This is a genomic window from Streptomyces sp. NPDC059224, assembly GCF_042754285.1.
In the GTDB taxonomy this organism is placed as follows: Bacteria; Actinomycetota; Actinomycetes; order Streptomycetales; family Streptomycetaceae; genus Streptomyces.
Map to the genome: position 1 here is coordinate 157,552 of NZ_JBHZAN010000004.1, position 14,066 is coordinate 171,617.

Here is a 14,066-nt window from a genome sequence, read left to right on the forward strand (position 1 = left end):
ACGGCGGCACGGCCCTTCCGCACCCGGGCTGCTCGGACGGTTGTTCCACCGCGCCGCACTCGTTCCGGGTCCCGGCCGGCCGTCCGGTCACGCTCCGGCGGCGCGCTCGTCCTGGTGCGGAGCTGTGCCTGCGCCCCCGCCGTCCCGGCTCACGCCCGACCAGAACCCGATCAGTGCATCGGCCGTCTCGGCGGGACGCTGGAGGTTCGGCGAATGTCCGGTGCCGGCCATCACCGTACGGTGGGCTCGCAGCCGGCTGGCCATGTCCTCCAACTGCCACGCGGTCCAGGTGTCGTCCGCGTCGCCGTAGATGACATGTTTGGGCAGCGACGTGAGGGCCGCCAGTTCCGCCGTCCGGTCCGCTTCGACCAGGAGCTGCCGTCCCACCACTCGCAGGTGTGAGACATGTGTGCGCAGCCAACGCGCCCGAAGCCGCTCGGCCTCCGCGGGCGGAGCCGCGACCGGCCGGAGCTTCTGCATCGCCTCCCACACCTGGGCCATCGTCATCGTCTCGAGTGCGCCGAGCAGCAGCTTCAGCTGCGCCTGCCGCCCCTCACCCACCTGTGCCGGTCCGGAGGACAGCAGCGTGAGGGACGCGAAGGGCCGGGCGTCCGCCAGCGCCGCCGCCCTGGCGAGGTGACCGCCCATGGAGTGCCCCACCAGGTGCACCGGTCCCTCGAGCGTCTCCGCCTGGGCCAGTACGTCCCTGCTCAACGCGTCCTGCCCGTAGGCCTCCTCGTCGTCCGGGCCGTCGGTCTCGTACTGTCCCCGGGCGTCGACTGCGACCGCACGGTAGCCCGCCGCCGTGAGGTGCGCGAGGAGCGGCGCGAACTCCTCCTTGCTGCCGGTGTATCCCGGCAGCAGCAGGACGGTGCCGCGGTACGGCCCGTCGGCCGGTTCGGTCCGCAGTGCGGCGAACTCACCCCGCCGGGTCTTCAGACGTAGGACGCGGACCTGCGGCGGCAGCGGGAACGAGGGGTGCTCGGGCATGGACGGATCCTATGCGCCCTGCACGGTCGGCCGTCCGGCGGGTCCGGGCAGATGTGTGCGAGCGGCGGACGGTCACCCGGGAACATCCGCATATCCATCCCACTTTCATTGCACGGTCAATCATCCTGTGCTGTAATTCCCTGGCCGGGCAGCGCGGGGGAAGGCCGGACCGAACCGGGTCCATGCCTGTCCACGGCGGACCGACCTCATGTACCGAACTCCGCGCCCGGCGGAGCCTTTCGGCGAGGCGTCCCGGCCCGCCGTGGCACCACTCGTGCCGGTCATGTGCGACGGCTTCTCCGCCGCCGGAGCGGCACCGCACGGCAAGGAGCACCCCGCTGCTCTCCGGCCTCCTTGTCACTCACTCTCAGTTTCCGCACAAGGCGCTTCCCCCCACGCCGACTTCGTACCGCGTCCGGGCTCCGGCCTGCCGTGGTGCCGAGCCGCCGTGACACACCCCCTTCACCAGCACAGGCGCCGCCGCTCGGCGCGCAAGGAGACCCAGGCATGTCCGACCCGTGGCGCAGCACGGAACCCACGACCGTCCCACCGGTGAGCCGCAGTCAGAATCGCGCCGACCGGCGGCGGCACCGCGGTCGGCGCCGTACGGCCTGGGCGGTGGCCGTCGGCGCCGTCCTGCTCGGCGCCGCCACCTCGTTCGCGGCGCATCGGCTGCACCTCGTCGACACGGGAGCCTCCACCCCGCCGGTCGAACCCTCCGCTCCCCCGCCCGTCGGCGCCCTGGACCTCGCGAGGCCCCTCGCTCCTGTCACGTCACACCTCGGGGGCGGCAGCATGTCGGTCGCGCTCCTGGACGAGCGGACCCGGAAGTGGGCCGCCTACGGCGACGACTTCTTCGACACGGCCAGCATCGTGAAGGTGGACATACTCTCCGCACTCCTGCTCCAGGCGCAGGACGCCAGGCGGGAACTGACCACACGCGAACGCGAGCTGGCCACCGCCATGGTGGAGAACAGCGACAACGACGCCGCCACCACCCTGTGGGCCGCCATCGGGCGGGCCGGAGGGCTGGACAAGGCGAATGAACGTCTCGGTCTGAAGCAGACCCGGGGCGGCGAAGGCACCGTATGGGGCCTGACCCGGACCACCGCCGCTGACCAGGTCCGCCTGCTGCAGAGCGTGTTCGGGCGTGCCTCGCCGCTCGACGCCGCGTCCCGGTCCACCGTGCGGCACCTGATGTCCCACATCGCGACGGACCAGGACTGGGGCGTGTCGGCGGCGGCGGACACCGGCACGTCCGCCGCCCTCAAGAACGGCTGGCTGCAAAGGAGCCAGACCTCGTTGTGGGACGTCAACAGCATCGGCCGGATAGAGAAGAACGGCCGGACCTTCTACGTGGCCGTGCTGATGAACGGCGCCGGCACGGAGCGGCACGGCATCGGTCTCGTGGAGCAGGCGGCACGGGCGGCGGCCACGTCGTTCGCCAAGTCCTTGGATCGGGGCGCCACTTCGTGATCCTGTGGGTCCAGCACGGGCTGGACGGGCTGCGCGTCGCCGACGCGTCCGTGATCCCGTCCATTCCCTCCAGCAACACCAACGCCACCGTGTACGCGATCGCCGAGCGGGCGGCCGACCTGCTGCGCGGGCTCTGAGCGGCCGAGAGACTCGGCGAGATTCCTCCGTCGTCCGTGAACTTCAGGGAGCGGGTGGCCGCTGTGGACGTACCGCCGGTCGTCGGACTTCCGACCGGCGAACCGGCCGCCCCTCCCGACACGCTCACCCCGTGATGGAGGCCCGGAAGTGGTACCGGTCACCGCGGTACGCGGCCGCCGTGAGTTCAAGGGGCTGCCCGTTCTGGTTGAAGGCGAGCTGGGTGGCGACGAGCACCGGAGTCGCGTCCGTGATTTCCAGCAGTCGCCGTTCCTCCGTCGTCGGATGCCGGGCCTCCACGGAGTAGTCGGCGACCTTGGGCAGTTGAGGCGGATCGGCGCGGCGGAGTGTGGCGAAGAGCGTGTCCTTGGTGAAGTCCGTCTCGGCCAGCTTCGGGCACAGGGCGAGGGGCAGCCGGTTGTGCTCCAGCACCACGACGATGTCGTCCAGGTAGCGCAGTCGGCGCATCTCGAAGAGCGAGGCCCCCGGGCCGACCCTCAGCTGTTCGGACTCCTGGACCGTGGCGGGCCGGACCCTGGTCTCCAGGACCGAGTCGCGGAGCCGCAGTCCCTGCTGTTCGGCGTAGTCGGCGAAGCCCTGCACCGACTGGGCCGCCGCCGGACCCGGTGACGGCGAAAGAGGTGCGGGGGCAACTCGTTCGTAGCCTTCGGCCAGGAACCATCCGCGGGCCGGCGAGGACTCGATGACCGCGCGCTCCGCGAGCTCGTTCAGGGCGGAGCGAAGGGTGACCCGCGAGACGCCGTACCGGGTGGCCAGCGCCCGCTCCGACGGCAGCCGGTCTCCCGGTCGGGCACCTTTCTCGGCGATGTCGTCCAGGAGGCGTCCGGCGACCTGGGTGTACAGCGGCAGAGCGTCTCCGCTCAGCAGCCCTTGAGGGAGACCACGATCCGTAGAAGACATACCAGATGTATACCAGTTTCAGGTAGGCCAGTTCAATACCAAAAGCAGACCGTTGACGACCACCCGCGAGACCAGTACCGTTCCAGTCACGTTTCCGAAGGCGCACCGACAGATGCGGCTGACGCCCTTCGGTGAACCCTGGAGCGATCATGTGGAACCCCTTGGATGAAGTGGTCCGCCGCCAGAAGGCCGGCGAACCGCACGGCATCACCTCCGTCTGCTCGGCCCATCCGCTGGTCATCGAGGCAGCGGTCCGCCAATCCCTCGCGTCGGGAGGCACCGTCCTCGTCGAGGCGACCTCCAACCAGGTGGACCAGTACGGCGGCTACACCGGCATGCGGCCCGACGACTTCCGCGAACTGGTGCACGGCATCGCCGCCGAGCACGGGCTGCCGCTGGACCGGGTCGTTCTGGGCGGAGACCACCTGGGACCCAACCGGTGGCGTTCGCTGCCCTCGCGGGAAGCGATGGCCGAAGCGGACCTGCTCGTCGCGGCGTACGTCCGGGCCGGCTTCACGAAGATCCACCTGGACTGCAGTTTCTCCTGCGCCGACGACGCCGCTCCGCTGACCGACGAGCTGGTCGCCGAGCGCACCGCACGCCTGGTACGGGTGGCCGAGGCCGCCGCGGGCGACTCCGCGGACGCCCTCCGCTATGTCATCGGAACCGAGGTTCCGGTGCCTGGAGGTGCGCACGAGACGCTGGAAGGCATGGCCGCCACCAGTCCGGAGGCGGCACGCCTGACGCTGGAGCACAACCGGCGCGCGTTCGACAGGCATGGTGTGGCCGGGGCATGGCCTCGCGTCATGGCCCTGGTCGTACAGCCCGGCGTGGAGTTCGATCACCTTCAGGTGTTCGACTACCGGCGTGAGCGGACGTCCGAGCTGCGCACGGTCCTCGCCGACGAACCCGGCATGGTCTTCGAGGCCCACTCGACGGACTACCAGACGGCGGACGGACTGGCCGGCCTGGTGGCGGACCACTGGGCAGTGCTCAAGGTGGGCCCCGGACTGACGTTCGCCCTGCGTGAGGCCCTGTTCGCGCTGGCCGAGATCGAGGACGAACTCATCCCGGCCGCATCCCGGTCCCGGCTGAGCGAGGTGGTCGACCGGCGCATGCGCGACGAACCCTCCTGGTGGCAGGGCTACTACGGGGGCGACGCCGACGATCAGCGGCTGGCCAGGCGCTACAGCTACAGCGACCGCATGCGTTACTACTGGCCCGACCCTGAGATCGCCGCCGCCCAGGAGCGGCTGTTCACCAACCTCTCAGCCCCCGGCATCCCCCTTCCCCTGCTGAGCGCCCACCTGCCCAACCAGTACCAGCGCGTCCGGACCGGGGATCTGTCCGCGACACCGCGGGACCTCGTGGTCGACCGCGTCCGTGACGTCCTGCGCGACTACGACCGTGCATGCCGAACCCATGAGAAGGAGTACGCGTGAAGACCTCCACCCAGGACCTGGCGCCTCAGGACCGCGGGGCCGACCACACCACCGCCGAGATCGTCCAACAGCCCGACGTGTGGCGCGAGGTCGGGGCGATCGTCGCCGGTGAACGCGAGTCCCTGGACGCCTTCCTCGCACCCCTGCTCGCCGACGAGGGCCTGCGGATCGTCCTCACCGGAGCCGGTACCTCGGCCTTCGCCGGAGAAGTCGTCCGGGCCGCGGTCGCCCGCGCCACCGGCCGACGCACCGATGCCGTTTCCACCACCGACATCGTCGCCGACCCCCACGCGTCGTTCCCCGACGACGTCCTCACACTGCTCGTCTCGTTCGCCCGGTCCGGGGACAGCCCCGAGAGTGTCGCGGCGACCCGGCTGGCGGACCAGGTCCTGACACACGTGCACCACCTCGTCATCACCTGCAACAGCGCCGGGCAGCTGGCACGCCTCCACGGCGAGAGCGCCTCCTCCCACGTCCTGCTCATGCCCGCCGCGTCGAACGACCAGGGCTTCGCCATGACGTCGAGCTTCACCGGCATGCTCCTGGCGTCCCTGCTCGCCCTGGGGGCGCTCACCCCGGACGCCATCGAGGCGCCCGCCGCCGCGGCCGAGCACATCACCGCGGGCGGCCTCGGCCCGCAGATCGAGGAGCTGCTGGCCCGCGAACCCGAACGGCTGGTGTACCTGGGCAGCAGCAGCGCGCTCAAGGGGCTGGCCCAGGAGTCCGCCCTGAAGCTGCTGGAGCTGACCGGAGGCGCGCTCGTGGCCTCCTCGGAGTCCTCACTCGGCTTCCGCCACGGCCCCAAGTCCGTGCTGAACGACCGCACGGCCGTCGTCGTCTACGTGTCGAACGACCCCTACACGCGCCGCTACGACCTCGACATCCTCGCCGAACTGCGCGCGGGGCTGCCGCAGGGCAGCGTCGTCGCCGTCTCCGCGTCACGCGACGGACTGTCCGGCGACGGCACCTGGCTGCTCCCCGGGCTCGCCGATGCCGACGACGCCGTACTCGCCCTTCCCGCGGTGCTGTGCGCGCAGTTGGTAGCGCTGCGCGCGTCCCTGCACCAAGGCATCCGGCCCGACAACCCGTTCCCCTCCGGAGAGGTGAACCGCGTGGTGCAGGGCGTGACCGTGCATCCGCTCCCCCAGCGACGCGACGACGTCGCCTGACAGCGTTCAGACAAAGCCGAGCGGAGGAACAACGATGTTTCTGGGTGTGGACGGCGGAGGCACCAAGACGGCCTTCTGCCTCATCGACGGTGCGGGCGTCATCAGGGCCCGAGCCGTCGCGGATGGTGCCTACTACTTCGCGGACAACGGCACCGGGGGCGTCGAGCACGTCGCGCAGGTTCTGCGCGAGGGCATCCGGGCCGTGACGGAGGGCGCGGGCATCACGCCCGCGGACATCGCCTACGCGTTCCTGGGCCTGCCCGGGTACGGGGAGGTCCCCGGCGACATCGCCGCGCTGGACGCCGTCCCCGGCCAGGTGCTGGGACACCGGCGCTACGCGTGCGACAACGACATGATCTGCGGCTGGGCCGGATCGCTGGGCGCGGTGGACGGCATCAACGTCATCAGCGGCACCGGCTCGATGACCTACGGCGAGCGGCAGGGCCGCGGCGTACGCACCGGAGGCTGGAGCGAACTGTTCAGCGACGAGGGATCGGCGTACTGGATCGCCGCCCGCGCACTGAACGTGTTCTCCCGGATGAGCGACGGCCGGCTGCCCGAGGGCCCGCTCGCCGAACTCCTGCGCCGCCACCTCGATCTGACCACCGACCTCGAAGTGATCGACGTCGTACTCAACCGGTGGCAGGGACACCGCAGCGAGATCGCCTCGCTGAGTCCCCTCGTGGTCGAGGCGGCCGGGCTGGGCGACGCGCAGGCCGCCGCCGTCCTCACCCAGGCCGGACAGGAACTGGCCCTGCTGGTGGACAGTGCGCGCCGCCGGCTGGGCTTCGCCGAGACCGAACCCGTCCCCGTGTCCTATTCGGGCGGCGTCTTCCAGTCGGCCGCCGTACTCGACGCGTTCACCACCGAACTCCGCAGCGGCACGGCCCACTACGAACTGCGCCGGCCGCTGTTCGAGCCGATGGTCGGCGCGGCCATCTACGCGGCGAAACTCGCCGGAACCCCCCTCGACGCTCCGGCGCTCGCCGCCCTGCGCTCCACCTCGCGGATGACCACTACGGAGAACCACCATGCGTGACCAACGAAACTGGATCCTGTACGCCGGTCTGCTCGTCCTGTTCTGGGGCGTCTGGGGAGCGTTCTCGAGCCAGCCCACCGAGCGTTACGGCTATCCGAACGAGATGATCTACGTCATCTGGGCGTTCACCATGCTCCTGCCGGCGGTGGTCGCGCTGCGCCGGGAGCGGTTCGACCGGCGGCCGATCGCCGCGGTCTACGGGCTCGCGGCGGGACTCACCGGTGCGGGCGGTCAACTCCTGCTGTTCCAGGCGCTGTCCGACGGCCCCGCCTATCTGATCTTCCCGGTGGTCTCGCTCTCCCCCGTGATCACCGTCCTGATGGCCGTGGCTCTGCTCAGGGAACGGATCGGAAAGCTCGCCGTCATCGGGGTGGTCGCCGCGCTGATAGCGATCGTGCTCATCAGCATCCCCGCGGGCGACCACGGCTCGGCCGACACCGGGTCCTGGCTGCTGCTGTCCATCCTCATCTGCGTGGCCTGGGGCGCGCAGGCGTTCTTCATGCGCAAGGCCGCCCTCGCGGACGTCAACGACGCGACCACGTTCGGGTGGATGACCATCAGCGGTCTGCTGCTCGTCCCCGTGGCCGTCCTCATGATGGGTGGGCTGCCCGACGCACCGTGGCAGGCTCCGGCACTCACCGCCGGCACCCAGGTCCTCAACGCCGTGGGCGCGTTGTTCCTCGTCATGGCGCTCAGCCGCGGCAAGGCCAGCGTCGTCGCACCGGTCACCAACGCCCTGGCGCCCGTCCTCACCATCGTGCTGTCACTGGTCATCTACCAGACCCTGCCGACGATCTGGGGGACCATCGGCATCGTCCTCGCCCTCGGCGGATCCACTCTGATGGTGTACGCCGACGAGAAGCGCGAAGAGGTGCCCGAGCCCCGGGTTCCCTCGGCACCGCTGGCAGGCCCGTAGGCAGCCGGCTCTGCCGCCGTACACGGACACCGCAGGCTCAGACAGCCCCGCGCGAGGAGCACACCCATGCCTTTGGCCCCCACCGGCGAGTTGGTCGCACACGCCGCGACCGAGCGCCGTAGCGTCACCGCTTTCAACGTCATCACCCTGGAGCACGCCGAGGGAATCATCACCGGCGCCGAGGCGGCGGAGCGGCCCGTGATCCTGCAGATCAGCGAGAACGCCGTGCGGTATCACAGGGGCCAGCTCCCTCCGCTCGCCCTGGCGGCGGCCTCGATGGCCCGGTCGAGCACGGTGGAGATCGCTCTGCACCTCGACCACGTGACCGACGTGGACCTGTTGCACCAGGCGGCCGACTGCGGTTTCTCCTCCGTGATGTTCGACGCCGGGGCCCTGCCCTACGACGAGAACGTCTCCGCCACCGCTTCGGCGGCACGATGGGCTCACGACGCGGGGCTCTGGCTGGAAGCCGAACTGGGATATGTGGGCGGCAAGCCGGACTCCCCCGCGAGCGCGCACACCGCCGGCGTACGCACGGACCCGTCGGAGGCCGCCGAGTACGTGGCACGTACGGGCGTGGACGCCCTGGCGGTCGCGGTGGGCAGCAGCCATGCCATGACCGAGCGGTCGGCGACGCTGGATCACGCGCTCATCGAACGACTCCGGGAAGCGGTTCCGGTCCCCCTGGTGCTGCACGGCTCCTCCGGGGTTCCCGACGGCGAACTCCGTTCCGCGGTCCGCGCCGGCATCGTGAAGATCAACATAGGGACGGCGCTCAACATATCCCTGACCCGGGTCGTGCGTGACACGCTGGACGCGATGCCGGCGCTGACCGACCCGCGCAAGTACCTGGGTCCGGCCCGGGACGCCGTGGCGGCGACCGTACACACCACGCTCACGATGCTGGCGCACTGACGGCCACCGGCGCCGTCCCGGCCACCGACCGGTGCCGGCGCTCCGCGGCCTTCACAGCCGCCCCTGGAACGACCTCCGAGTGACCTGCCCCACGACAGTTCGGGACCCGACACAGGCACTTCGGGCCGTGGGACCCCGAAGCGCGGGATCGGGCCGGTCCGCGACGTAGCTTCGACGTCAGCAGCCCCGCTCCGCCGGGCGTGGGAAGTGGGTCCGTGACCGGACCGCGGACAGCCCGGCCGAGGTCGAGGCACGTGAGGTGAAGCACATGGGCCTCACCAACAGCCGCCGTCAGCTTGGAGGAGTTCCGCCGATGAAGACCGTCACCCATTGGATCGGGGGCAGGCCCTTCGACGCCGCCGCCCGTGTCTCCGGCACCTGGGGCTCGGTGACCGACCCCGCGACCGGCGAGGTGACCGCCCAGGTCGCGCTTGCCGGTGCCGACGAGGTCGACGCCGCGGTCGCCGCGGCGAAGGAGGCCTACACGGCCTGGAGCCGCTCCTCGCTCGCTCAGCGGACCGCCGTCCTCTTCCGCTACCGCGAGTTGCTGCACGCACGCCGCGACGACCTCGCGGCGCTGATCACCGCCGAGCAGGGCAAGGTTCACGCGGACGCGCTGGGCGAGGTGGCCCGTGGGCTGGAGATCGTCGAACTGGCCTGTGGACTCGGCACGGCCCTCAAGGGCGACATGTCGACCGAGGCGTCGAGCCGTGTCGACGTGGCCTCCATCCGCCAGCCGCTCGGGGTGATCGTCGGCGTCTCTCCGTTCAACTTTCCCGCGATGATCAGCATGTGGATGTTCCCGATGGCGATCGCCTGTGGGAACACGTTCGTCCACAAGCCGAGCAGCAAGGCCCCGTCCGCGTCCATGCTGCTCGCCGAGCTCGCGGCCGAGGCCGGTCTGCCCGACGGCGTGCTCAACATCGTGCACGGCGACGAGACCGCGGTGAACGCACTGCTCGACCACCCGGACGTGGCCGCAGTGTCGTTCGTGGGTTCCACGCCGGTCGCCCGTCACGTCTACACCAGGGCGTCCGCGGCCGGCAAGCGGGTTCAGGCGCTGGGCGGGGCCAAGAACCACATGCTGGTACTGCCCGACGCCGACCTCGACGCCGCCGCGGAAGCGGCCGTCACGGCGGCCTACGGCTCCGCGGGGCAGCGCTGCATGGCCGTCTCCGTGGTGGTCGCGGTCGGGTCGGCGGGCGACGAACTGGTGTCGCGGATCGCCGACCGGGCCAGGAAGGTCACGATCGGCCCGGGCAGTGACCCGGCGTCCGAGATGGGTCCCCTGGTCACCAGGGCGCACCGCGACGAGGTCGCGGACTACGTCGCGAGCGCGTCCGCGCAGGGAGCCGATGTGGTGCTCGACGGAAGGGACTTCACCGTCGAGGGCTTCGAGAACGGGTTCTGGATGGGCGTCTCGCTGCTCGACAGGGTCGCCACCGACTCGGACGCCTACCGCAACGAGATCTTCGGCCCCGTGCTGTGCGTGGTCCGCGCCGCGACCTACGAGGAGGCCATGCGCATCGTCAACGGCTCACCGTTCGGCAACGCCAGCTCGGTCTTCACCCGGGACGGAGGCGCCGCCCGACGGTTCCAGCTGGAGGTCGAGACCGGCATGGTCGGCGTGAACGTGCCGATGCCGGTGCCGGTGGGCTACCACTCCTTCGGTGGCTGGAAGGACTCGGCCTTCGGCGACCACCGCATGTACGGCAGCGAAGCGGTGCACTTCTACACCCGCGGCAAGGTCATCACGAGCCGCTGGCCCGAGCCCGCGGAAGCCGCTGCCGGCCCGGACCTGGGCTTTCCCGCCGCGCGCTGACCCGCCGAACACGAACGCCCTGTCGTGCCCCTCCCCGATTCCGGTTCGAAGGAGCCACCGATAACTCCACGAGCCCTGCCCCGGCGGTGCAACCCGGCGACACGGCCGGGGCGCTGCTCAAGAACGGCGGGTTCGAACTGCTCGCCGACGGAGGCGCGGTCAGCGTCAGCCGGCTGACACCGGCGACCGGCGCGGACGGAGCACCACCGCACCACCACAAGCTCTCCCACGAGCTCTTCCACGTACTCGACGGGCCGGCCCTCTTCCGCCTGGGCGACACGCTGACCACGGTGGGGAAGGGCGGTCTCGTCGTGATACCGCCCCACCTCCCCCACGTGTTCGGCGCGGCCGAGGACACCGTGGCCGACATGGTCGTCGTACTCAGCCCCGGCATCGAACGGTTCGGCTGCTTCGCGCAGTTGGCGGCCATCAGCCGTGGTGAGGCGGAGTCGCTGATCCCCGAACAGGACCGCTACGACGTGCACGTCGAGAGCATCCCCGACCGGCGGTCGAGGCCGTCTCGGTGACTCGCCTTCACCGCACCATGTCCCGGATGTCACACGCGCAGGAGGGTTCAGGTGGTCCGGGAGACCGGGTCGCGGGAACCGGGCTGGTGGCGTGCGAAGTAGTCGGCCAGGTGCGGAGCGAGGGCGGGGACCTCGACCGGGGTGCCACCCGAACGCAGGGACGCGGTGGCCGCGATGCCGGTCGCGACGGCCTCGCGGGCGGCGACGGGCGACGTCTCGGTCGCGCCGCCGTCAGCGACGAAACGCAGGAACTCGTCGACGAGGGCCTGGTCCGCGCCTCCGTGCGCGCCACCGGCCGCCTCGGTGGGGGGCACGGTCAGATCGGCCTCCGGCCGGTAGCCGGAACGGCGCCGGTTCCACACCTTGATCAACGGGGCATCGCCCTGGACGCCGTCCCCGAGGTTCTCGATACGGCCCTCGTCGCCGATGACGGTGTAGTTGCGCCAGTAGTCGGGAGTGAAGTGGCATTGCTGGTAGCTGGTGAGCACTCCGTTGTCGAGGCGGGCCAGCACCATGCTGATGTCCTCCACGTCGATGACGGGGTTGAGATCACGGAGCGCCGACGGCGGCCAGATGCCCTCGTCGAACCAGTCCTGCACCCGCTCCGAGCCCTGGGGCCGGGTCCGGCGGTGCGGGCCGGCTCCGTAGACGGACAGGTCGCCCAGCGCGGTCACCGTACGGGCGTAGCCGCCCGCCAGCCAGTGGATCGCGTCCAGGTCGTGCGCGCCCTTCTGCAGCAACAGGCCGGTGGTCCGGGCGCGTTCGGCATGCCAGTCCTTGAAGTAGTAGTCGCCGCCGTGGCCGACGAAGTGCCGGCACCACACCGCCCGCACGGTTCCGATCGCCCCTTCGTCGACGAGTTCGCGCATGGTGCGCAGGACCGGCAGATGACGGAGGTTGTGTCCGACGTAGAGCCGGGTACCGGTGCGGGCCGCGGCGGCCAGGACCCTGTCGCAGTCGTCGAGGTCGACGGCCAGCGGCTTCTCGACGAACACGGCGACGCCCGCTTCGAGGAAGTACAGGGCCGGCGCGGTGTGGAGGTCGTCCGGGGTGAGGACGAAGACGGCGTCCAGGTCGTCCGTGAGCATGTCCTCGTAGCGCTCGTGGACGTGGGCTTCGACCCCGAAAAGCGTCCGTGCGTCCGTGCGTCCGCGTTCGGCCGGATCCGCGCAGGAGACCACGCGGGCCGAGCCGGGCCGCTGGGCCAGGACGGCCAGCCCGGCTCGCTGGCCCGTGCCGACGACACCGACGCGCAGTTCCCGCGCGGCCGGCTGGTTGGTCATGAAGCATCCCTTCGTCGCGAGCGGGGAGACGTGGCCGACGCCTGGACGTCACGGGCCTGTGCGCGGTACGGACGCGTCACGAATCAGCCGGGGCGGACACCGCACCCTCGGCCGACCGTTACACCGACGACCTTAGATGCTCGAAGGTGCTCAATCAACGCTTACATCAAGCAGTTTCGAGCACCTTCTCCGCTGGGACGCGTCGTCGACGCGCCGCCCGCTCTCCGCCGTGCCCAGCCGCCGGTTGTCACGCTCCGCCGACGTGACCATCCAACTCGTGCTGGAAACAAGGGACTTCGGAACCCATTGACATCGTCACAGGCGATCGCTTTACTCCCGGACTACACCGGAGCCACGCTCCGCGTCGAGAGGCACGCCCAGCCGGTATGCAGGCCCCGCGCCGCAAGCCCGGCCCAAGTCGCCAGGACACCCCACACGTCCGAGGCGGGGACGTGCCCGCTTCCCCTGGAGCTCACCGCATGAGCCACCTGAACACCACCACGGCCAAACTCACCATCACCGTCATCGGCGCGGCCGCACTGACCGGCGCTCTGCTCGTCGGGGCGCCCTCGACGCAGGCGGCGACCGTATCCCCGCCGCCCACGCACGCGGGCTTCGACTACCAGATCGGTGGCGCCTACACGCCCCCCTCCGGCGTCAAGGTCGTCACCCGTGACCACACCGCGTCCCCGGCCGGCGGCCTGTACAACATCTGCTACGTGAACGCCTTCCAGGCGCAGCCGGGTGCCGAGGGCGAGTGGGCGTCGGACCTGCTGCTTCGCGACTCCGCGGGCAAGGTCGTCTACGACAAGGACTGGGGCGAGGCACTCCTCGACGTCGGCACGGACGCCAAGCGCCAGCGGATCGCCGCCCAGATCGGGTCCCAGATCGACGGCTGCCGGGACAAGGGCTTCCAGGCCGTCGAGCCCGACAACTACGACAGCTACACCCGCTCCGGAAACCTCCTGACGGCGAACAACGCTCAGGCGTTCATCAAGCTGCTCTCCGCCCGCGCCCACGCGGACGGACTGGCCATCGCCCAGAAGAACACCCCCGAGCTGGCCGGCAACCGCACCGCCAACGGCCTCGACTTCGCCGTGGCCGAGGAGTGCGGCCAGTACGACGAGTGCGGCGACTACACCAGCGCCTTCGGCAACAACGTGATCGTGATCGAGTACACCAACTCCGGCAGGACGAAGGCCTGCAAGGGATGGGGCGGCACGCTGAGCATCGTCCAGCGCGACGTGGACGTCTCACCGGCCGGCAGCAGCGGATACGTCCGCAAGACCTGCTGAGGCGCGTCCCGCGCCGATCACACCCCCGGACGGATCCTCAAACACGTGTCGTGCGGGGGGGGGGGGGGGGCGCCCGGACACACGCCCCCCCGGGGGCGGGCGCGGGCGGAAAAAAAAAAAAAAGATCCCCCCAAAC

12 protein-coding genes and 1 pseudogene are annotated in these 14,066 nt (G+C 70.6%); 10 read left to right on the top strand and 3 right to left on the bottom strand.

Features of this window, described 5'->3' with window-relative positions:
• Positions 1–87: 87 nt before the first annotated feature.
• Entirely contained in the window at positions 88–990 is a 903-nt protein-coding gene (locus ACFXI4_RS05960) for an alpha/beta fold hydrolase (RefSeq protein WP_384988490.1), read from the bottom strand.
• 507 nt (positions 991–1,497) lie between these two features.
• Here ACFXI4_RS05960 and ACFXI4_RS05965 point away from each other — a divergent pair.
• Together ACFXI4_RS05965 and ACFXI4_RS05970 are read left to right on the top strand one after the other, a co-directional pair.
• Positions 1,498–2,466: a serine hydrolase gene (locus ACFXI4_RS05965; RefSeq protein ID WP_384988491.1), complete on the top strand. Its 969-nt coding sequence runs from the start codon at positions 1,498–1,500 to the stop codon at positions 2,464–2,466.
• A 14-nt stretch (positions 2,467–2,480) separates the two neighbouring features.
• Positions 2,481–2,603 (top strand): annotated as a pseudogene (locus ACFXI4_RS05970) (GMC oxidoreductase); the annotation flags it as partial.
• A gap of 124 nt (positions 2,604–2,727) precedes the next feature.
• Here ACFXI4_RS05970 and ACFXI4_RS05975 read toward each other — a convergent pair.
• Positions 2,728–3,522, bottom strand: coding sequence for a GntR family transcriptional regulator (locus ACFXI4_RS05975; RefSeq protein ID WP_384988492.1), 795 nt, complete (start codon positions 3,520–3,522; stop codon positions 2,728–2,730).
• A 149-nt stretch (positions 3,523–3,671) separates the two neighbouring features.
• Here ACFXI4_RS05975 and ACFXI4_RS05980 point away from each other — a divergent pair, with 149 nt between their 5' ends.
• The 7 genes from ACFXI4_RS05980 (at position 3,672) to ACFXI4_RS06010 (ending at position 11,352) form a co-directional block, all read left to right on the top strand.
• Positions 3,672–4,964, top strand: coding sequence for a D-tagatose-bisphosphate aldolase, class II, non-catalytic subunit (locus tag ACFXI4_RS05980; RefSeq protein ID WP_384988493.1), 1,293 nt, complete (start codon positions 3,672–3,674; stop codon positions 4,962–4,964).
• A complete protein-coding gene (locus ACFXI4_RS05985) occupies positions 4,961–6,133 on the top strand; it encodes an SIS domain-containing protein (protein WP_384988495.1) in 1,173 nt (390 codons plus the stop codon). Before ACFXI4_RS05980 ends, ACFXI4_RS05985 begins: the two co-directional genes overlap by 4 nt.
• A gap of 34 nt (positions 6,134–6,167) precedes the next feature.
• Positions 6,168–7,172, top strand: a complete 1,005-nt coding sequence (locus tag ACFXI4_RS05990) for an N-acetylglucosamine kinase (protein WP_384988497.1) — start codon at positions 6,168–6,170, stop codon at positions 7,170–7,172.
• Positions 7,165–8,088: a DMT family transporter gene (locus ACFXI4_RS05995; protein WP_362716955.1), complete on the top strand. Its 924-nt coding sequence runs from the start codon at positions 7,165–7,167 to the stop codon at positions 8,086–8,088. The genes ACFXI4_RS05990 and ACFXI4_RS05995 overlap by 8 nt, the downstream gene beginning before the upstream one ends.
• Positions 8,089–8,154: 66 nt before the next feature.
• Positions 8,155–9,003 (top strand): ketose-bisphosphate aldolase, encoded by an 849-nt coding sequence (locus ACFXI4_RS06000; RefSeq protein ID WP_384988499.1) that lies wholly within the window; start codon positions 8,155–8,157, stop codon positions 9,001–9,003.
• Between the two features lie 313 nt (positions 9,004–9,316).
• Positions 9,317–10,825: a CoA-acylating methylmalonate-semialdehyde dehydrogenase gene (locus ACFXI4_RS06005; protein ID WP_384988500.1), complete on the top strand. Its 1,509-nt coding sequence runs from the start codon at positions 9,317–9,319 to the stop codon at positions 10,823–10,825.
• 86 nt (positions 10,826–10,911) lie between these two features.
• Positions 10,912–11,352, top strand: a complete 441-nt coding sequence (locus tag ACFXI4_RS06010) for a cupin domain-containing protein (RefSeq protein ID WP_384988502.1) — start codon at positions 10,912–10,914, stop codon at positions 11,350–11,352.
• A gap of 47 nt (positions 11,353–11,399) precedes the next feature.
• On the opposite strand, the gene ACFXI4_RS06015 is transcribed toward ACFXI4_RS06010, so the two are convergent.
• Complete coding sequence (locus ACFXI4_RS06015; protein WP_384988503.1) at positions 11,400–12,635, bottom strand: Gfo/Idh/MocA family protein; 1,236 nt, start codon at positions 12,633–12,635, stop codon at positions 11,400–11,402.
• A gap of 479 nt (positions 12,636–13,114) precedes the next feature.
• On the opposite strand from ACFXI4_RS06015, the gene ACFXI4_RS06020 reads away from it, so the two are divergent.
• On the top strand, positions 13,115–13,930 hold the full coding sequence (locus ACFXI4_RS06020) for an endo alpha-1,4 polygalactosaminidase (RefSeq protein ID WP_384988505.1): 816 nt from the start codon (positions 13,115–13,117) through the stop codon (positions 13,928–13,930).
• Positions 13,931–14,066 lie beyond the last annotated feature (136 nt).